The 21,082-nt window shown below is 32.1% G+C and carries 18 protein-coding genes; 17 read left to right on the top strand and 1 reads right to left on the bottom strand.

Annotation, left to right across the window (positions count from 1 at the left end; all coding sequences use genetic code 11):
* The first annotated feature begins 349 nt into the window (after nt 1-349).
* The 9 genes from VZD24_RS14505 (at nt 350) to VZD24_RS14545 (ending at nt 9,450) form a co-directional block, all read left to right on the top strand.
* On the top strand, nt 350-2,149 hold the full coding sequence (locus VZD24_RS14505; RefSeq protein ID WP_342688002.1) for a DUF262 domain-containing protein: 1,800 nt from the start codon (nt 350-352) through the stop codon (nt 2,147-2,149).
* On the top strand, nt 2,139-4,394 hold the full coding sequence (locus VZD24_RS14510; protein ID WP_342688003.1) for a GmrSD restriction endonuclease domain-containing protein: 2,256 nt from the start codon (nt 2,139-2,141) through the stop codon (nt 4,392-4,394). Before VZD24_RS14505 ends, VZD24_RS14510 begins: the two co-directional genes overlap by 11 nt.
* A gap of 111 nt (nt 4,395-4,505) precedes the next feature.
* Nucleotides 4,506-5,351, top strand: coding sequence for a restriction endonuclease (locus tag VZD24_RS14515; protein WP_342688004.1), 846 nt, complete (start codon nt 4,506-4,508; stop codon nt 5,349-5,351).
* Nucleotides 5,352-5,519: 168 nt separating this feature from the next.
* Nucleotides 5,520-6,071, top strand: a complete 552-nt coding sequence (locus VZD24_RS14520; RefSeq protein WP_342688005.1) for a DUF488 domain-containing protein — start codon at nt 5,520-5,522, stop codon at nt 6,069-6,071.
* Nucleotides 6,071-6,547: a DUF488 domain-containing protein gene (locus VZD24_RS14525; protein ID WP_342688006.1), complete on the top strand. Its 477-nt coding sequence runs from the start codon at nt 6,071-6,073 to the stop codon at nt 6,545-6,547. The genes VZD24_RS14520 and VZD24_RS14525 overlap by 1 nt, the downstream gene beginning before the upstream one ends.
* Nucleotides 6,547-7,218, top strand: coding sequence for a dual OB domain-containing protein (locus tag VZD24_RS14530; RefSeq protein WP_342688007.1), 672 nt, complete (start codon nt 6,547-6,549; stop codon nt 7,216-7,218). Before VZD24_RS14525 ends, VZD24_RS14530 begins: the two co-directional genes overlap by 1 nt.
* 76 nt (nt 7,219-7,294) lie before the next feature.
* On the top strand, nt 7,295-8,446 hold the full coding sequence (locus VZD24_RS14535) for a V-type ATP synthase subunit I domain-containing protein (protein ID WP_342688008.1): 1,152 nt from the start codon (nt 7,295-7,297) through the stop codon (nt 8,444-8,446).
* Nucleotides 8,447-8,495: 49 nt separating this feature from the next.
* Entirely contained in the window at nt 8,496-9,050 is a 555-nt protein-coding gene (locus VZD24_RS14540) for a hypothetical protein (RefSeq protein WP_342688009.1), read from the top strand.
* A gap of 10 nt (nt 9,051-9,060) precedes the next feature.
* Entirely contained in the window at nt 9,061-9,450 is a 390-nt protein-coding gene (locus VZD24_RS14545) for a hypothetical protein (protein ID WP_342688010.1), read from the top strand.
* Nucleotides 9,451-9,458: 8 nt separating this feature from the next.
* Here VZD24_RS14545 and VZD24_RS14550 read toward each other — a convergent pair whose 3' ends face one another.
* Nucleotides 9,459-9,842 carry a hypothetical protein gene (locus VZD24_RS14550; RefSeq protein ID WP_342688011.1) on the bottom strand — a complete coding sequence of 128 codons (384 nt, stop codon included), beginning with the start codon at nt 9,840-9,842 and terminating at the stop codon, nt 9,459-9,461.
* A 213-nt stretch (nt 9,843-10,055) separates the two neighbouring features.
* On the opposite strand from VZD24_RS14550, the gene VZD24_RS14555 reads away from it, so the two are divergent.
* The 8 genes from VZD24_RS14555 to VZD24_RS14590 all read left to right on the top strand — a co-directional run bounded on the left by VZD24_RS14555 (nt 10,056) and on the right by VZD24_RS14590 (nt 21,082).
* Nucleotides 10,056-10,235 (top strand): helix-turn-helix domain-containing protein, encoded by a 180-nt coding sequence (locus VZD24_RS14555; protein ID WP_342688012.1) that lies wholly within the window; start codon nt 10,056-10,058, stop codon nt 10,233-10,235.
* Complete coding sequence (locus VZD24_RS14560) at nt 10,235-10,831, top strand: DUF1819 family protein (RefSeq protein WP_342688013.1); 597 nt, start codon at nt 10,235-10,237, stop codon at nt 10,829-10,831. The genes VZD24_RS14555 and VZD24_RS14560 overlap by 1 nt, the downstream gene beginning before the upstream one ends.
* Nucleotides 10,832-11,413, top strand: coding sequence for a DUF1788 domain-containing protein (locus VZD24_RS14565; RefSeq protein ID WP_342688014.1), 582 nt, complete (start codon nt 10,832-10,834; stop codon nt 11,411-11,413). It abuts the gene before it with no gap.
* A 6-nt stretch (nt 11,414-11,419) separates the two neighbouring features.
* Nucleotides 11,420-14,914 carry a BREX system P-loop protein BrxC gene (gene brxC, locus VZD24_RS14570; RefSeq protein WP_342688015.1) on the top strand — a complete coding sequence of 1,165 codons (3,495 nt, stop codon included), beginning with the start codon at nt 11,420-11,422 and terminating at the stop codon, nt 14,912-14,914.
* Between the two features lie 6 nt (nt 14,915-14,920).
* Nucleotides 14,921-18,448, top strand: coding sequence for a BREX-1 system adenine-specific DNA-methyltransferase PglX (gene pglX, locus VZD24_RS14575; protein ID WP_342688016.1), 3,528 nt, complete (start codon nt 14,921-14,923; stop codon nt 18,446-18,448).
* Nucleotides 18,449-18,561: 113 nt separating this feature from the next.
* A complete protein-coding gene (locus VZD24_RS14580) occupies nt 18,562-18,957 on the top strand; it encodes a hypothetical protein (RefSeq protein ID WP_342688017.1) in 396 nt (131 codons plus the stop codon).
* A 26-nt stretch (nt 18,958-18,983) separates the two neighbouring features.
* The gene (locus VZD24_RS14585) at nt 18,984-20,006 is read left to right on the top strand and encodes an AAA family ATPase (RefSeq protein WP_342688018.1); all 1,023 of its coding nucleotides are present in this window, start codon (nt 18,984-18,986) and stop codon (nt 20,004-20,006) included.
* 23 nt (nt 20,007-20,029) lie between these two features.
* Nucleotides 20,030-21,082 carry an ATP-binding domain-containing protein gene (locus tag VZD24_RS14590; protein ID WP_342688019.1) on the top strand — a complete coding sequence of 351 codons (1,053 nt, stop codon included), beginning with the start codon at nt 20,030-20,032 and terminating at the stop codon, nt 21,080-21,082.

Below are 21,082 nucleotides of genomic sequence, written 5' to 3' on the forward strand. Positions count from 1 at the left end.
AGTACAACAATAGAAAACATCAGGGAATTAAAAGACAAAAGCCAAGAAACCTTTATACTTTTGAAAAACAAGTTCAACTAAAATCAGCTTGATAGTGGTCTAAAGAATAGGTAGTACTACACAGGTTCAATAATCAATAGTTTAAATTTTGGAAGATTTACAACATTATATTTAACTCCTCCAAGAAAATATTTTACGGTAGGAATTGGCGTGTTTTTATCAATAATTCAAAATATTATTGGAATAATTTTAGTTTTTAATTTCGTTACTACTTTTATAAACATATCCTTAAAATAGCCTGTAGATAACAATGGTAACCGTTGCACAACAACCACCTGAAATATAGAAAATGGAAAATAATAACATATCAATTAAAACAATCAACGATTTACTGAAATCTAATTTCTTTATACCATCGTATCAAAGAGGTTATCGTTGGACTGAACAACAAGTAACAGACTTATTGAATGACATTAATGAATTTTCGCCAAAAGAAATTCCAAATTCAAATGAAAAAACTTGGTATTGTTTACAACCAATTGTGGTAAAACATAGGAATGGAAACGAATGGGACGTAATTGACGGGCAACAACGCCTCACAACAGCGTTTTTAATTTTGCACTACTTAAATCAGGGTTATGTTGTAAATCGTCAAAAGAAATTGTTTGGTTTAAAATACGAAACAAGAGAAAATTCAGCAGAATATTTACAAAAAGAATTGAACGGAGAATCTATAAATTACAAGAACATTGACTATCATTTTATTTCTTCTGCGTATAAAATAATTTGCGATTGGTTCAAAATCAAAGGAGAGCAATTTGATGTTAATACGTTTGAATCAAAATTCAATTTTTCTACAAAAGTTATTTGGTATGAAACTTCAAAAGACGAAGATTCAATTGACATTTTCACAAGAATAAACAGCGGAAAAATTCCACTAACAAATGCGGAATTAATAAAGGCTTTGTTTTTGAATAGTTCCAATTTTGCAAATGCAGACCAAGAAAAGCTTCGTTTAAAACAATTGGAAATTGCATCAGAATGGGACAGAATTGAATATACTTTACAAGACGATACATTCTGGTATTTCATTAACAAAAATGAAAATAATTTGACAACGAGAATTGAATATATTTTCAATTTAATGTATGAAGTAGCTCAGGCAGAAGACGTAGAAGTTGAAGAAAGAAAGAAGCTAAGAATAACGACCAAAGAACAAATTGAGGAAAGACAAAAAGAACATCTGACAATTTTAGAAAGATTTGGAAATGATGAGTATTCTACATTTCGTTTCTTCAATGAAAAATTTAAGACCAAATCAGAAAAAGAAATAAATGATAATTGGCAGGAAATTAAAAAGTATTTCCAAACACTTGAAGAATGGTATAATAACAGAGAATTGTATCACAAAATTGGATATTTGATTGCAATTGGTACTAACATCAAAAACATTCTCAAAGAGAAAAAAGAAAAGTCCAAAAAAGAATTTTCAAATTGGTTAAAACAAGAAATGGAATCCAAACTTGAAAAAGTGAATTTGGAAGTAGTAGAATATAACGGAAAATATGTCCGTGAAATTTTATTGCTTCACAACATACAAACAATGCTCAATAACGAAGATGAAACTAATCGCTTCCCTTTTGACCGATACAAAAAGGAATCTTGGGACGTCGAACACATTCACGCTATTGCAACAGAAGTTAAGGTTAAAAAAGAAAATCAAGTTGATTGGCTGAACAATAACTTCATTGAAACAGACAATCATCAAGACGAAAATACAAATCAAAAAATTGAACAAATCAAAAAATCGGGTAACCAAATTGACGAAAATGAATTTGATGATATTATAGATTATGTGTTAGGAGAAGAAGACAACAGCATACGAAACCTTTGCTTGTTAGATAGTGGTACAAATCGCTCTTACAAAAATGATTCTTTCAAAGAAAAAAGAAAAAAAATAATTGAGAGAGAAATTGAAGGAACTTTTATTCCAATTTGCACTAAAAATGTTTTTATGAAATACTATTCTGCTAATGTGAAAGACATAGAAGTTTGGAATGAAAATGATAGGGCATCGTATCTTGAAAAGATACAAAAAGTAATTAATCAGTATTTACCTCAAACAGAATTAGCAGAGAATGAGCAATAATCTGACATCCCAAAAATTAACTTTCCGTGAGTTAATTAGTACACATAGCATTGAAATCCCCATTATCCAAAGAGATTACGCTCAGGGCAGAGAAGGAAAGGAAGAGCTAAGAAAAAGTTTTTTGACAGCTTTACTTGAAGCAGTAAATGGCAAATCATTGGAATTGGACTTTGTTTATGGCAGCGTAAAAAATAATGTTTTACAACCACTTGACGGACAACAAAGATTAACAACTTTGTTTCTGTTGCATTGGTTCATTGCAATCAAAGAGCACAAGTTAGATAATGATTTGAAAAATATCTTAACAAAATTCACCTACGAAACACGAACAAGTTCAAAGGAATTTTGCATTGATTTAATCAACAAAGGAATTGATTATAATGAATTGCAAGAAACAGATTATTACGATAAGGAAAAAACAAAACCTAAATACAACGAATTATCTAAAACAATCATTGACAGTTCTTGGTTTTTTCTTTCTTGGAAAAGAGACCCCACAATAAAATCAATGCTGATAATGTTAGATGCTATTCAACAAACGTTTCAAGACAAAACGGAAATTTGGGGGAAGCTAAACAACATTAGTTTTCATTACATTGAATTGCAAAACTTTGGGCTTTCTGATGATTTATATATCAAAATGAACGCAAGAGGCAAACCTCTTACTGATTTTGAAAATTTCAAAGCGAAGTTTGAACAATACATCAAGAAAGTAATTTACAAGACAAATGAAAATGGAGAAGATGTTCTAGATAATGGAGAAAAAATCATAATAAAAGATAATTGGGAAAAAGAAATAATAAAACCACAAGAAACTTTTGCCCACAAAATAGATACACTTTGGACAGATTTGTTCTGGAACTATCGTAATAAAGAAAATGTTTTTGACGAACAGCTTTTGAATTTTTTCAGAGCAATGGCTGTGATAAATTACACGCTCAAAGCAAACTTCAAAGATGATAATTTCAGAAATAATCTTGATGCATTAAGAGGAAGTCAAACCATTTCATTTAACAAATATTTGGAGTTAGATTGTTTTGACAGAGATTATTATGAAACGCTGAAATCCATTTTAAATAAAATATCTGATAAAAGTGGATTGAAAACATTTCTATCTGACACGACTTATGTAAACGAAAATGAAACTTTTAATGGTGCTATCAAAAACAACTTAGGTTATGCTGAATTATTAAAGCTATTTGCTTTATATCAATATTTAGCTTGTGAAAATGATATTGACAAAACAAATCTACAAAATTGGATGAGAATAGTCCGCAACCTTGTAGAGGCGCACAGATTGTATTATGACAACGCAAACACATTTGCGGATTCATTGTTATTTTTCTCTAAACTCTTTCCGCATAGAAGCAACATTATTGAATATTTTAAAGATTACGCAAATCCAGAAGATAAAGGCTTTCCAAAATTTATAATTGAAGAAGAAAAGCTAAAAGCAGAACTTATTACACAAAGTGATGATTGGAAAGAAGCAATTGTTGAGATAGAAAATCACCCTTATCTAAATGGACAAATTGGCTTTTTATTAGATTGGTGTAAGGATGAAGAAGGAATGCATAATATTGATAGATTTATAGAATACTCTGAAAAAGCTAAAACTGTATTTAGTGATGAAGGATTGAAACACTTTGATAATTTTCTTTTTGAACGAGCATTATTAGCAACAGGAGATTATTTGTTAAGTAAGGGTAAAAATTATAGTTTTTTAATCAACAATGAACGTGATATTAGTTGGAAAAGATTATTGAGGGATGACAATCAAAAACGAATAGTTTTAAAATTACTCTTTGATAAAATTGAGATAACAACTTTAACCGAAAATTTAGAACAAATCGTTAATGCATTTTCTGATGTTAATGATTGGAGGTACTATTTCATAAAATATCCTGAAATTATTTCCGTTTGCGGAAGTCAAAAACTTGCACGATTTAACGACAATAACGAAGATGATATTCTTTTGCTGGGCTCAACAATGACAAGCGGGTTTCATAAAGAATATTATTCTTATTCTCTTTTTGTGGAATTGTCAAGCAGACTTTCTTTAGACGAGAGTTTATACAAAGACCAAAAATCAGTTGATTATTGGAAGTATTTTGATTTAAACGGACGGCAAATCGCATTTGACAGTAAGACGAAAAAATTTGTTTGGACACAAAACAGAGAATGGGACAACAAACAAGAATTTGAAAACAGAAACATGGCAATTTTAGAACTTACTAAAATGTAAGGACAAACACCACAAGAGACAGAAAATGGACAGCCTATAGCATTGTATAAGAGTAATGTGGAATTAATTGCTAAATTGAATATCTCGTTACGGAATAAAATTTTAGAAAATATGAAAATCCCGTCTTCGAAAACCCGCACTGCGGTTATACTTGACCGTTGGGAGCAATTAAAAACAAAAAAAGATAAATTGAAAATAATCACGAATTCAGCACCTGAAACTTGGCAAGATTTACAACATAAAGTTGGAGAAATACTTGAGCAATGTGGATTTCAAGTAGAAATTGAAAAAAGCATAAAGTCAGTTAGAGGAAAAGTTGAGATAGATGTTTACGCAGAGGAAAATATAAAGAGCAGGAAATATTCTATAATTTGTGAATGTAAACATTGGAAATCTAAAATCCCTCAAAATGTCGTTCACGGATTTAGAACTGTATTAAGTGATTTAGGAGCAAACATTGGAATTATTATAACTACAAGTGATTTTCAGTCTGGTTCAATTGAATCTGCAGATATGACAAACATTAAATTATTAAGTTGGGAAGACTTTCAAATGAATTTTTTTGAAAGCTGGTATTCTAACTATTTTTACACAACTATGAATGTTTCTCATTCTGTTAAACAAGATTATAATTTGGTTCCGTGGTTTGACGACTTAAATGAAGAAGACAAGAGTAAGTATAATAAAATAAGGAATAAACTAAATGAGTTGAGTGAAATTCAAGGATTATTTCCATTATCGATATTACTTGAAATGGAAAATTACGAATATGAATTTCCTACGCTTCCTCTTAAAAATAAAATAATCGATTTCGATGAATATTATGGTGATTTACCTTTAGCTATTTTTAAAGCATCCGATTACGAATCATTTTTAAAGATTTTCACGAATTTTGGTAAAGAGGTAGTTAGAGAGTTTAATGAATTAGATATAAAATATAAATCTGAAAGCGAATAATTAACTACACCCAAGAATGGCTATAAGTAATTGCTTGTTCTCGCATACTTTGGAAATTCCAACTTGGTGTGTACTTGTAAATTTAAGTGCTAACCCACTAAAATACTTATAGTCGAGCCGTTGGGGTGCATTTAAAAACAAACGAGAGAAATTTTGTAAATTAGAACTATGAAAGACACTACAATATATTCAATAGGACACGGGAACAAGAAGATTGAAGACTTCATTGCCGAATTGAAGTCGTTTAAGATTCAGTTTCTTCTCGACATACGGTCAAAACCATATTCCAAATGGAACCCCCAATTCAATCAAGCAGCACTTGACTTAGAATTAAAAAATAATGGAATCTCTTATGTTTTCGTTGGCGACACATTAGGTGGTCTTCCAGACGACAGAAGCTGCTATGACTATGATGGAAAGGTCGTTTATGACTTGATTAAAGAAAAAGACTTTTTCAAACAAGGGCTTGAAAGATTGACAGCTGCTAATGCGAAAAAAATCAACCTTGCCATAATGTGCAGTGAATCTAAACCAGAGGAGTGCCATAGAAGTAAATTAATTGGACAAGAACTACTGAACAAAAAAATTTCCCTGAAGCACATTGTATCAGACAAGAGAGTTAAATCGCAAGAAACAGTAATGAACGAACTAACAAAAGGTAAAGGCACCGTTGACCTATTTGGTAACGAAATGGACTTTACTTCAAGAAAATCATATTAATGGAATTTTTTACAATTGGAGTTTACAACTCGACTGAGCAGGAGTATTTTAAAAAGCTGACAGTAAATAACATTGACACATTTTGCGATATACGTCAAAGAAGAGGCGTTAGAGGTGCAAAATATGCTTTTGTAAATAGTAATAAGCTTCAAGAAAAACTTAACGAGCTTGATATTAAATACGGACACGTTATTGACCTTGCTCCAACTACAGACATTAGAGACCTCCAAAAAGAAGCTGACACTCAACAAGGAGAATTAAAAAGAGACCGAAATAAACTCGGTAAAGTTTTCACAATTGCTTACAAAGACAGAATATTAAGCAATTTTGATTTTGACTCATTTGTAGATAAACTTGATGAAGTTGGTGCAAATCGTGTGGTATTATTCTGCGTTGAAGAAAAGCCAGAAGCTTGTCATAGGTCAATCGTAACTGACAAGCTAGAAAAACTTGGATATAAAATCACGCATTTGTAATGGATGTAATAATAGTATCAAAAACGCATATGTCAAGTGCGGCTTGTGTTGGTGGTGTTCTAGCCAATGGCCGTTTTGTAAGACTTCTTAACTCGGATGGATATAATCAAGGCTCCGATACTGACCTTGAAGTTGGAGATGTTTATACCATAACCTTTTCAGAGAGAACAGGAAAAACACCACCCCACGTTGAAGATATTTTGGTTCACTCAAGGGAGCATAAATTCTCTTTTTCTTCAATTGAAAAAATGGTTGAATACCTAACAGATAAATTGAAAGTAAAAATTTGGAGAGGTAGTCCAGATGTGCTTTTTGATGGAAAACTAAATTGGACGAATAGTGGAAGTGGATATATCAATGAAGAAAATGGCATTTGTGATAATAGTGTTGGGTTTTGGATTTCTGACAGAGATTTATCAAAAAAAAATTTCTACGAAAAAACAAGATATAGCTACCCAAATATAAATGGTTGGAGAAGTTTACCTTTCGTTGGGTACGGAAACGAAGTTGAAGTTATTCCTTCGGGCACTTTAATACGTGTTTCGCTTGCAAGATGGTGGGATACTAATGGGACAACGGAAAACAGATGTTCTTTGCAATTATCAGGGTGGTACGGACTGCCTGAACCTGAAACAAAGAATGATGACGAAGATGATGATTTACCATTTTAAAAATTGACTTCTTATTTCTTTCCTATAATTTCCTAAGACAAAAAGATTATGTAGATTTAATAATTCAATTTAATCTATGGAAATATTTTACGACAATAAACGCTACTATCCATATTTGTGCATAAATAATGCCTCTGATGAGCAGCTTAAAAAGGTTGTTACATATTTAAAAAATACCAACCTCGCACCTACGAAGTTTTATACCGACCCAAAGTATTCTGCTTCTGATGGGATTAGCTACAGCTATATGTTTAAGCTACCATTTGTAGATGATAATAGAGCTAAACCAAGTTTAGAATCAATTAATGAGTTACTTAATGAATTTGTCACGAATAAAAAAGAACCCCTAAAAACTGATGATAGTTTTGTCAATAAAGAATTAAGCTCATTTATTGAATCCGAAAAAAAATATTTAAACCAAATTAAAACTTTACTTGATTCTGAAAGAATCATATTGGAGACTGATAAAGAGTTTTTTAGAGAGCAATTGGATAAGTTAGGCAAGCTTACAAAATCGCTACAACAAGAAAACAATAGAATTATCGACTTTTTCGGAAATATTAGTTCAAAGATTTCAGAAGACATTGACAATTTAATCAAGAAACAGTCTTTAAATAGCGGAGAATTAAAAGCCTTACAGTCTAATATTGAGAAAAAAGAACAATTACTGAATGAAAGAGAATTAAATATAAAGAAGATAGAAAAAGATTTTACCACAAGAGAAAAAGATTTCGAACAGTACAAATTAGAACAGGAAAAGAATTTTAAAGAGAGAATTGATTCACTTAGAGCATCAAATATTGGACTGAACATCTCTGAAGAAAATCAAAATGAAGATTCACTTAAGAAAATTAAAATTTTGATAATGGGGGATTCAGCCGTGAATAAAAGTGAAATTATTAAGATTTTCAAGGAAACTTTTGAAAAGAACATCGAATTAACACTTCCAAATAGCGCTATTAATATTCCAACAACAAATTATGAAAAGATGAAAAATATTAACATCTTAAACTATTTTAAAAAGGATTTTGACTATATTATACTGGGACCAAGACCACATTCAATGAAAGGTGTAGATTTAAAGAAAGGACCACAGGCATTAAAAAGAGAATATGGATTAAAAGCTGAGCTTAGATTAGATAATATCAATCCTTTAAGTAAAAATAAACTAGGAGATTGGGCGTTGGAATTTTCTGACGATTGGATAACGAAGAACAATTCAAACTAGGTGTTATGATTAAACTTATTTTTGAGCTATATTAGTAAAAACAATTTTTATGGGGATAATTAATTTTTTTAAAAAGAAAAAGAAATCTGAATTTGAAGAGCTATTGAATCGTATTGATGAAAGCAGTCAAAATGCGAATAGCGGTTTGCAATTCTATAATTTCGCTTATAATTATTTACCCGTTAAGCTGTTCTCTCAAACAGATGCATTGCTACAGGACCTCTATAATAGAGAAAAGCAAGCTGTTATAGTAAATTATGTAGGTAGTTGCATGGAGACTGGAGAAATGCCTAAAAAATCAGATATTGAAGAAATTAATGTTGAAATCAATGATAAGAATGGAGCAAAAATAACCACTATTGGTTTTCCTATTATTCAAAATCCTTCTAATAATGGATTACCGTTACTTCCTCCAATATTTATTGGGATTTATGAACATCAAAATGCTTTGAGATATTTCGTTTTGGGAACTGGTTTATTTGGCAGTCCGACACTAAGAGAAGTTTGTGTGGAAAACAACGATGAAGTAATCAACATGAATCTGGGGTCGGCTTCGGGAGATAGTCAGGATTCATTCATAAATGATATATTATCAATGATTTAAAAATATATTAATGAAAGCTCAAGAACTTGTCCAAAAAATAGCAAAAAAAGAAGAAGTAAAAAGTTACTTACTTGAAATACTTTCAGCATTTCAGAATATGGATTACCATAAATTGAATGATTTACTTAAGGAAGATTTTCTTTATGAGGATATGCAAAAGACAGCTTTTATTTATCGTCAAAAAGAAATTTTTCAATACTTTAAAAAACAAGGTGACACATTTTTGAACCTTTCTACAAATATTTGCACTGGTTGTTTATGCAGCGAACCCGTATTTGTTCTTACAGGAAATAATTCAGGAACCCGATATGGTATTTACATAGAGTTTGTAAAGGACAAAATTGTTGATATATACTTCTGCTCAGAACAATCTAGTTATCTCGGTTTAATGCCATTTTAAGACGGTATTTACCAATTGTAATAATTATCTAAATCAAATATTCCTCCAAAACAATTGCAAAATTTTATACCTGTAATTCGACAATCCTTAATGTCAAAAATTAGCCCTAGGTTAATACCAGATTCTATTCCAACAAACTCGTGCACAATTTCATCTTTATGAATTTTAAAACAATTTGTAATGTTCAAATAAAATTGTTCGTCTTTTAAGATTTTGTGTTTTCTAAATTTGTCATCGAGAATCTCCAAAAACTCTTGTTTACTCGATTCATAGAAATTAACCTCATCACCTATTAAACTAGCTATTTCGAGTATATCCATAGTCATAATGGCAAACCAAACCTCATTAAGATGGTCTTTTTGTTTATATGGCAACAGTTCTGCTGGATACAATACTTTGGGTAAATACATTGAGCTAAATCAGATTGATATGTGAAAATACTAAAATACTTTAGAGAAATAAAATTCTGTAAACATGGTTGTTACATCATTCGCATTCCAAAAATAATTACCTAAACTAAATTACATTATCTCTTAATTAATTAGGAAATAATTTCTATAGTTAATACATTTGATAGAAGACTAACTTTAATTTTTATTAAAGACATGATGCTTAAGGAACTTTTAAAATCAAAAGGTGTAAAACAAAAGTGGCTAGCCAAAAAAATTGGTGTTAGTGAAGTCACTTTAAGCAATTGGGTTAAAGATAAAAGCCATCCATCTAAAGGTAATCTCAAAAAATTAAGCGAAGCATTAAATATTGATGAAGCCGATTTAATAAATTAATGACAGAAACAAAGAAATATAATTTTTCATTTACTGGTTTCTCATTAAGGGAAAACGAAATGCTAAAAGTTGCTGAAGCTATCAGTAAAGAACTTCCTGTTGAAATGGTTGATTTTGGTGATGGTAATCGAAATACTGGACAGCGAAGATTAGTAGCTATTAAGAGACGTTTAGAGCAATTTTCAGAACAACAATTTCAATTATTTTTAACAAGTGATTTTCTAGTACGCAAACAACTTGCTTATTTATCGGTATGTAAAGCACATGCATTTATAAGAGAATTTGTGGTTGAGGTACTTCGGGAAAAGTTACTGATGTACGACTACGAAATTACCGAAGGTGATTACATTTCCTTCTACCGCAGAAAATTTGAATCTCGCCCTGAAATGGAAGCGCTAACCGAGCAAACAGAATATAAAATAAGACAGGTCACCTTTAAGATTCTTGAACAAGCTGGAATTATAAATGATATCAAAGAGAGGATACTTCAGCCACAGCTTTTAACTCCTGAAATTGTGCAAGCCATTGTAAGTGATAATAAGGAATGGCTCAAGGTATTTATGTTAAGTGATGAAGAAATAAACAACTTAAGTTAAATGGTAGAACTAGTTAATAAATTTGAAAAACTTTATGACAAACTATCCTCAAGATGGTTTTTGCAAAAAGATGGTCTAGGTGGTGAAATACCATTTTTTATTTCGCCTTATGATGCGGAAGATGAGATAAACGTCATGGAATCCATACAGATGCTAAAGAAAAAATTGAATAATGCTGGTGTGACTGTCCTTGAAATCAATCTGTACGATGTGGTGTGTGAGATATTAGAGGAAAAAGGTGGTATGGAGCGCATGTTCCGAGTGGAAAAGGCTAAATCAAAGGACAAGTTCCTAAAGGCTCTGCAATCATCATTAAATATACATCAGATACTCATTCCCAATATTGACGAAAAAATTAAAGCGTCAGATGCCAAGATTTACTTTTTAACAGGTGTAGGTTTAGTATTTCCATTTATTAGGTCCCATACTATTTTAAATAACCTTCAAAATATTGCCAAGGAAGCTCCTACGGTCATGTTTTTCCCTGGCGAATATGACGGTCATTCACTAAATCTGTTTGGGTTATTAAAAGATGACAATTATTACAGAGCATTTAACATAGATAATATAGCAGCAAAATAAGACATTATGATAAAGAATTTCTTTCTCAACGACATCAACAGAACTATAGAAACTGTAATCAAAGCAGATGACCGTGAACACGTCTCAGATGAGGTTGCTGAATACGTTATCACCCATGAAATAGCAAAGAAAATAAGAGACTTTTTCTCAGCTTATAACGATTATGCTGGAGCCAACGGTGTTTGGATTTCTGGATTCTTTGGTAGCGGTAAATCACACCTTCTAAAAATTTTATCTTATGTTTTAGAAAACAAAAAATTTGATGGTTACGAAAGTGGTGAGCTTTTTGCCGAAAAGATTGAAGGTGATGAAATGCTTAAGGCAGATGTACTTAAAGCAACGAAAAGACCCTCTGAAAGTATTCTGTTTAACATAGACCAGCAGGCTCAAATAACTTCTAAATCAGATGAGAATGCTATTTTATCAGTTTTTTATAAAGTGTTTTATGACCATCTAGGTTTTTATGGATTCAGACCACACGTAGCAGAATTTGAGATGTGGTTAAATAAGCTTGGCCAATACAACGATTTTAAAACAAAATTTAAAACTGAATTCGGTAAATCTTGGGAAGAGGCGAGACTTGATTACCATGACCCATTGGTCGAAGATGCTGTGGCAAAAGTATTAGGAGAAATAAATAATACGGATTCAAGTAAATACATCGATGTATTAGATAAATTAGAAGATAATGAAAAACAATCGATTGAAGATTTTGCTAATCGTGTAAAAACATATTTAGATTCAAAAGGAAATGGATTTAGATTAAACTTCTTTGTGGATGAGGTTGGTCAGTATATTAGTGATAATACCAAGTTGATGCTCAACCTTCAGACCATTGCCGAAACCTTAGCTACTCGCACTCAGGGAAACTCATGGATTTTAGTGACCTCTCAAGAGGATATGGAAAAAGTAGTTGGGGATATGAACAAGAGCCAACAAAATGATTTCTCTAGAATTCAAGCCAGATTCAAGATTAAAATACCTCTTACTTCTGCCAATGTCGATGAGGTAATAGAAAAGCGACTTCTCAAGAAAAAAGAAGATATCCATAAAAACCTAGCCACTTCCTTTAAAAAGGAAAGTGCACATTTGGAATCCCTTTTATCCTTCTCTGAGGCTGGTGTTCAGTTTAAGGGTTATAAAAATGGAGATGATTTTAGTAATAAATTTCCTTTGGTTCCTTATCAGTTTGATTTATTCCAACAATGCCGAAGAGCCTTGTCTACACATAATGCCTTTCAAGGAAAACATGCATCTGTGGGAGAACGTTCCATGTTAGGAGTTTTTCAACAGGTCATTCAGCATATTGAAAAAAAAGGTGATAATGCCTTAGTAAGTTTTGATTTAATGTATGAAGGTATTCGTAATGAATTGCGAGGCGAAATACAGAGTTCGGTCATAATGGCTGAGCGAAATTTAGATAACAAGTTTGCCATAAAAGTATTGAAGGCGCTGTTCTTAGTTAAGTATTTTGGCAATTTTAAAACAACCAAAAGAAACATATCAGTACTCTTAATCGATGATATCCATGTGGATATTAAGGAGCATGAAAAGCAAATTGATGAAGCTTTAAATATTCTTGAAAATCAAAGCTACGTGCAACGTAACGGTGATTTCTATGAATTCCTTACCGATGATGAAAAAGATGTAGAAGAGGAAATCAAAAACACTGACATTGACGACCAAGCCATTACCCAGTTTTTGAAGGAAATCTTATTTGATGAAATCATACGTGATAATAGAATTAATTACCTTGACAATAAACAGGATTACGATTTTACCAGTAAATTGGATGGTGTCATGTTTGGGCGTGAAAAGGAATTAGAAATAGAACTTATCACAGAAAATTATAATGATTACGACAATATAACCTTCATTCAATCCCAAACCATGGGAAGTACAGGAATGAAACTAGTTCTAAGTTCGGATGCAGTGTTTATGAAGGATGTAAAAATGTATTTAAGAACAGGTAAATATGTAAAACAAAACCTATCTACTTCAATGCCTTCAGAGCGCAAGCGAATCCTTCAGGATAAAGCACAACAGAACTCTGAGCGTAAGCGTAATTTAACGTTATTAGCCAATAACGGATTAGCGGCATCTACAGTATATATGAATGGTGCTAAGCACGAAGTAGCTCATACTACAGATGGTAAAACCAAAGTGATTAAAGCGTTTCAGGACTTGATTAAAACCGTGTATTCCAGTTTGCGTATGCTAGGGACCACTCAGTATAGTGAAGACACAATTAAAACCACTGTAAGGTCCACACAAGACGACCTTTTTGGTGCTGATGACTCAACCATGTCTGAAGCGGAATCAGAAGTACTCAACCTCATCAATAGACGTAAGAATCAAGCAGACAGAACCTCATTAAATGACATTAGAACTCACTTTAGTAGAAAACCCTATGGTTGGTATCCAAATGCTATTTGGACCATTGTGGCGAGATTATACAAAAGAGGAAAAGTTGAAGTGATGCAAGGTTCAAACAACCTTGAGGATGAAGAGGTGTTAGGAGCTTTATTAAATAGTGCTAAACACAGCACTACTCTCTTAGAACCACAAGCTAATTTTGATTCAGGTGCTGTTAAGGCTTTAAAACAAACCTATAAAGATGCCTTTGATGAATCTTGTCCTTTTAAGGAAGCAAAAGATGTGGCTTTAGATTTTAGGGATAAATTAAATCAAATGTCAGTGGATGTCAATCAGATTCTGGCTAGAAGACATGAATACCACTTTTTAGAAAGCTTAGATAGTTTGAGTGATAGACTTGATAAACTTAGTAAAAAAGAATACAGTTATTTTATTACGAATTTAAAGGATTTTGAAGATGAGTTATTAGAAACCAAAGAAGACCTTCTGGACCCTATCAAACGTTTTATAAATGGTGACCAGATTAAAATTTATGATGATGTACAGTCGCTTCTAAAAGGTAATACAGCCAACTTTGGGTATATAGAAGGTGATGAATTAGAAACTCTAGAAACTTTAGTCAAGAGTAATACACCCTACAAAGGTAATGGCATTCAGTTGGCTAAGGCTGCAAAAGACAGTTTAACAAAAAAGGTTTTAGAAGCTATAAATGTTGAAAAAGACCAATTCAATACCAAAATTGATGCTATTGAAAAAGACATCAAAGATTCTGATGAGTTCGGTAAAATTGATTCATCCCAACAAAGTGATATTCTCGGTGCTATTAAAGCTTTAAAAACCAAAATAAAAAATGAACGGTTTATTGGAAATATCAGAGATGAGGTTCGTAAGGTAGATGACCATTTCTATAGCGACCAGATGAACAAAATGGCACAATGGTTAGCACCAAAAGGCGATGATGGAAAAGCGAAAGAACCTAAGGCAAAGTATATTAAAAGAAGTAACATTCATATAGACTTCAATAAACGTGAGTTGCAGACCGAAGAAGATGTAGAAGCCTATTTAGATGCTTTGAAAGAAGCTTATATGGAACGTATTAATCAAAATCTTAAAATTACTCTGTAATTTAATATGAACACCAACCACCTCAAAAAGTTTGCTCAAGAAGCAAGAAGAAAACTACTGGAACTCGTTGGTTCTAAACTTGAGCTTGTGCTTACTACAGACTCGGCAGAATTACGTGAAAAATCATCTCAAGTAAGAAAACTTCAAGAAGCTATCAATGCATCAAGTAAGGAACAAGTCATTGATAAAGTAGCTTATACATGGTTTAACCGACTCATGGCGCTCCGTTTTATGGATGCCAACGATTACCAACCCATTGGTATAAAAATAGTAACTCCTAAAGATGGATACACTCTACCAGAATTGCTGGACGAAGCTAAACAAGGGAACATCCCTGATGAATTACCTATTAACCAACAGCATATTTATGATGTTTTGGATGGCAAAATTCCAAGTAGTAATCCTCAAAATGAAGCCTATAAAGAACTCTTAATTGGAGCTTGTAATCACCTCAACAAAGTATTTCCGTTTCTTTTTGAAAAATTAAGTGATTATACAGAACTGTTATTACCAGACGATTTAATTTCTGAATTCTCAATTGTACAAGACATTAGAGATGGTATGACTTCTGAAGATTGCCAAGAGGTTGAAGTTATTGGTTGGATTTATCAATTCTATATTTCTGAGAAAAAAGATGAGGTGTTTGCTTCAAAAAGCAAGGTGAAAAAGGAAGATATTCCAGCAGCAACACAACTTTTTACACCACGATGGATTGTGGAATATATGGTGCAAAATACGGTTGGTAAATTGTGGCTACAAAACAAGCCTAATTCCAAGTTGCGTGAGAACATGCCCTATTTTATTGAGTCGCCTTCCGTTGAAAGTGAAGATTATTTAAAGATAAATTCTGTTGAAGAGATTACACTTTTAGACCAAGCCTGTGGAAGTGGACATATTCTGGTATATGGATTTGAATTATTAACCAAAATTTATGAAGAAGAAGGGTATAACCCAAGTGAGATACCACAGCTCATTATTGAAAAGAACCTCTTTGGTTTTGAAATAGATGAACGTGCCGCTCAATTAGCTGGAATGGCTTTGATGATGAAAGCCAGAAGTTACCAAAGGAGAGTGTTTAGAAAAGAATTAAAACCGAATATTCTTTGTTTTCAAGATTTAAAACTGGCTACGGATGAAATTAAAGAAGCATTTAGAGGTATTGGAACCAAATTATCTGATGGTTTATTACATGACCTAACGAACATGCAACAAGCGACTAATTTTGGGTCGTTAATTATACCTCAAATATCTATAAGTGAGCTTGAGCAAGTTAAAACAGAGGCTACCGATAAATTTAATACAACTTCAGATGTTTTTCTTAAAGGCTATTTGCAAGAGTTAACCATTGCTTTAAACCAATTAATTTCATTAAGCAGAAAGTATCATTGTGTGGTTGATAATCCACCATATATGGGAGACTCAAAGTATAATCCTCTTTTATCTGAGTACATAAATACTTTTTATCCGAATAGTAGGTTAGACCTTATGACTTGTTTCATGGAAGCTGGAATTAATGGGTTATTAGATGGAGGATTTTTGGGAATGATTAACCAACAATCTTGGATGTTTATTAGTAGTTACAAACAATTAAGGAAAAAACTATTGTCATCAATTCATATTAATAACATGCTCCATTTGGGTCCAAGAACTTTCCCTGAAATTGGAGGTGAAGTGGTACAAAGTACTGCTTTTACTGTAATTAAAAGATATGATGATAATCAATTAAGTAAATATGTTAGATTAATAGAATTTAATTCATCGGAACAGAAAAAGCTAGCTACAATTGATGTATGTAATAACAAAAAGAACGATTTAGTCTTTAATATTAAACAAAGAGAATTAAATCTTATACCAAATCACAACATTTGTTATTGGTTCTCTAATAAAGTAATTGAAAATTTCACTAAAATTAAAATTGATGATGTTTCAACAACAAAAGCTGGTATAGTTTCGGGCAAAGATTTTGATTTTTTAAAATTATGGAGTGAGGTTTCAATTGACAAAATAAGATTCAATGCATATAATTTCAATGACAATGAACAAATTATTTGGTGTCCTATAAATAAAGGTGGCAGTCGCCGAAAGTATTTTGGAAATGAGGAATACATAATTAACCTTTATAACTTATGGTTAGAAGGAAGAACAAATAAATCTGTAAGAAGAGGTGACCCTGATTTCTATTTTAAAGAGGCTATAACGTGGTCTATGGTTTGCGGAACTAGTTTTTCGTTTAGGTACAGTATAAATAAATCCTTTGCCACAGCAGCTCCAGCAATTTTTTTGAATTCTAGGAATGATACTCTTTATGCTTTAGGGTTATTAAATTCTAATGTTGTTTTAACTATTTTACCTGGCATTAACCCAACAATGAATTTAGGTTCTGGAGATGTATCTAGACTGCCCTTTATTAAGAATGATAATTATATTGAGCCCATTGAAAATATCGTTTCAGGGAACATGAAAATTTCAAAAGATGAATGGAACTCAAGAGAAACTTCTTGGGATTTTGTCCAAAATGAACTCATCCGTATCAAAGCTCAAGACTTAGAAGAAACCTACGATTTATACCAACAGTATTGGAAAAACAAATTCTTTCAATTACATAAAAATGAAGAAGAACTAAATAAGCAGTTTATAGAAATTTATGGTTTACAAGACGAGCTAACACCAGATGTACCACTAGAAGATATTACCCTCTTAAAAGAAGAAACAGATATTGTAAATGGCGAATTGGTATTTGATGCTCAAGAAATCTTTTCTCAATTTATGAGTTTTGCGGTTGGTTGTATGTTTGGACGTTATTCTCTAAATAAAGAAGGTTTAATACTCGCTAACCAAGGAGAGACCTTGGAAGATTATTTAAAAAAAGTTGAGAAATCAAAAGGCGAAGTTTCCTTCCTTCCTGATGATGATAACATTATCCCAATTCTTGATGATGAATGGTTTGAGGATGATATTGTTAATCGTTTTAACGAGTTCTTAAAAGTCACTTTTGGCAAACCAAACTTTGAGAAGAACCTAGCCTTTGTAGAAGAGTGTTTAGGTAAAGACATCCGAAAATACTTTGTTCGAGATTTCTATAAAGACCATATTAAGCGGTATAAAAAGAGACCCATTTATTGGATGTTTTCTTCCCCAAAAGGGTCATTTAATGTGCTTATTTATATGCATCGTTACACACCAGATACTTTAAACCAAATCCTTAATGGATATCTCAAGGAATATCGTGAAAAGCTCAATACGCATTTAGAGCATCTGGACCACATTATAGAAACAGGAAGTTCCAGTGAGCAAACAAAAGCTTCTAAAGAAAAAGATAAACTAAGATTAGTCCTCTTAGAGCTTCAGGAATATGAAAGAGATGTTCTGTATCCACTTGCTACAGAACGCATCGCTATAGACCTAGATGATGGTGTTTTAGTTAACTATAACAAGTTTGGTAAGGCTATTACGCCTGTAGCTGGTTTAAATGATGCGAAAACCAAAAAGAAAGTGAAGGGTTTTGATTGGATTGATACAACAAAAATTATTTAATAATATATGAGATGAAGTGTTATTGTGGTGGTGATATGAGACTTGTCTTTTATGTTCCTAGAGAAAGGGATTATACATTTTTCTGGGGTTGCAGCAACTATCCGAATTGTAAAATGACAAAAGAGTATGTTCCTATAAGTCCAAAGTTGGATATTGCCAATCAGAATACCATGGATGCCTTAAAAATTTTAGATGAAGGTGGAGTTGAAGAAAAGGTTACAATAATTAATGAAATTAAAGTACAGATGATTGATATTCTTAATCATTTTATAGGTTGTACTTGGGGAGCACATTATATGACGCTTTTTAATAAGATGATTATTCCTTATTTAGATGACCCAAAAGTGTTGCAATTTGTGCTAAAGGGTCCAGTCATAAACGACAACAAAGGAAATGTTTTTAGAGGTAAAAGTGGAACGAAAATGTATGAGGAGTTATACTTTTATTTAAAGCGAGTTGAGGCTGAAAGATTTAAAGATTTTTTATCTAGTGAATTCAACCGAGCATAATTGAGTAAGGTTAAAAATATATTATTATGGCAAAAAATTGGCACATAAATGAATCATTTTTAGATAATCTGCCAAACCATAATGGTTCAATGGTTGTTAATGGTTGCCCAGGCTCTGGCAAAACATTAATGGCGCTTTGGAAGGCTAAGGAAATAGAAGAAAATAATATAGAGACCTACTATTTTATTGTTCCTAACAAAGTTCAAAAACATTATATAGATACTGGATTTGAAGAACTTGGTCTTTCACAAACACAGTTAGTTCATCATTGGGAATGGAAAAATCAATTACATCAGTCTAATGCCGATTGTATATTTGTTGATGATGCTCATCATTACACCAAAATCGAATTAAATGAATTGATTAATGCCACAGATAAATTTATCATTTTATTAGGTAATTGGATGGGGCTATCAGACGTTTGTCAAGACAATGAAAAATTTATAAATGCGGAAGAGTTAGCTAATCAATTTCAATTGAAATTAACCCATCTAGTATTAAGTTATGCACTGTCCAAAAAAGTAGCTCGTGTAGCTGACAGTGTAAATAATTTTAAAGATTTGGAGAGTCGATGCAGAAACGAAGGAGCTAATAAACCTTTTTTAGTTAAGGCTAGTAATTGGTTTCAACAATTGGATTTTATAATGGATACGATAGATGAAAGAGGTCATACAGATGTAGGTATTTTATTTCCAGACAATAAATTGGTAATGGCTGCTGATGAATATTATAAAGTTAAAAAGTTTCGAGTTGAAGCTAAATATGACATTTCACATCCAGAAAACAGTAAATATAATATTGATTTTAACAGCTCTAATCCAAAATTAATGACCTACCACAATGCGCAAGGTTTGAGATTTGAAACAGTCGTGTTGCCATACTGCTCGGAAGAACATTTTAGGAAAGAATTCTTTACAGCGCTAACAAGAACAAATGAAAACCTTTACATATTATATTCTGGAGAATTAACGCATTTTTTAAAAGATATTCCCAGCGAATTAATGGAGAAAATTGAAATTGGAGATATAGACTCAGATACGGTATTTTAAAATGACAATTAAATAATAATATTATGGCTAAAGAAGCATGGTACATTAACGAATCCGAATTAGATGATTATCAAACGCCTATTATACAAAAAAAGATGAGTAGTTCTTTTGTTGTAAAAGGTTGTGCGGGTTCAGGTAAAACAGTTCTTGCACTTTGGAAAGCAAGAGAAATAGATGATGCTGAATTAGGTAGTTATTATGTTGTGGTGTACACTAAGGCATTAAGGCAATTCATTAACGATGGTGTTGATGAGGTAGGACTTGAACAAAGCAGAGTTATGCACCATTACAGATGGAAAAATAACGGTGAGAGAACTGCTGATTACATAATAGTTGATGAGGTTCAAGATTTTACAAAGGATGAGTTAACAGAATTACAAAATTCGGCTAAAAAAGCTTTTATTCTCTTTGGTGATTCTGCACAGCAGATTTATAAAGGTTTAAAACAGAACCTTATGACCATGGAGCAAATAGCTTACCATACAAATTTACCCATGGAACAGCTCGTTTTAAATCATCGTCTGCCAAAAAAAATTGCAAGAATTGCCGAGTATGTCAACTCTACTGGAGACTCTTTAGTGAGTCGATGTACTAAAGAAGGTGCTAATAAACCATTTTTAGTTAAAGCCAGTAATTGGTCCCAACAACTGGATTTTATCATGGATACGATAGATGAAAGAGGTTACACAGATGTGGGTATATTGCTACCAGATAATAAAATGGTTAAGGCAGCTGATGAATATTACAAGGATAAGGAATTTCGAGTTGAAGCTAAATACGATATTTCATGGCCTGACAACACAAAATTTACACTCAATTTTCACAGTGAAAACCCAAAAATTTTGACCTATCATAGTGCTAAGGGTCTTCAGTTTGAAGCTGTATTTATACCTGAGTGCTCTGGTTATAACATAACGAAAAGAGATGAAAATCCGCTTTATGTTGCACTTACTAGAACGTACCAAGATTTGTTCGTTCTGCATTCTGACCCTTTAACTGATTTATTGTCAGGAATTCCAAAGTCACTTTTTGAAGTTGTTGACCTAGATGAAGAAGAAGAAGATTTACCTTTTTAA

This window comes from Aequorivita flava (assembly GCF_038742595.1).
GTDB lineage: Bacteria > Bacteroidota > Bacteroidia > Flavobacteriales > Flavobacteriaceae > Aequorivita > Aequorivita marisscotiae.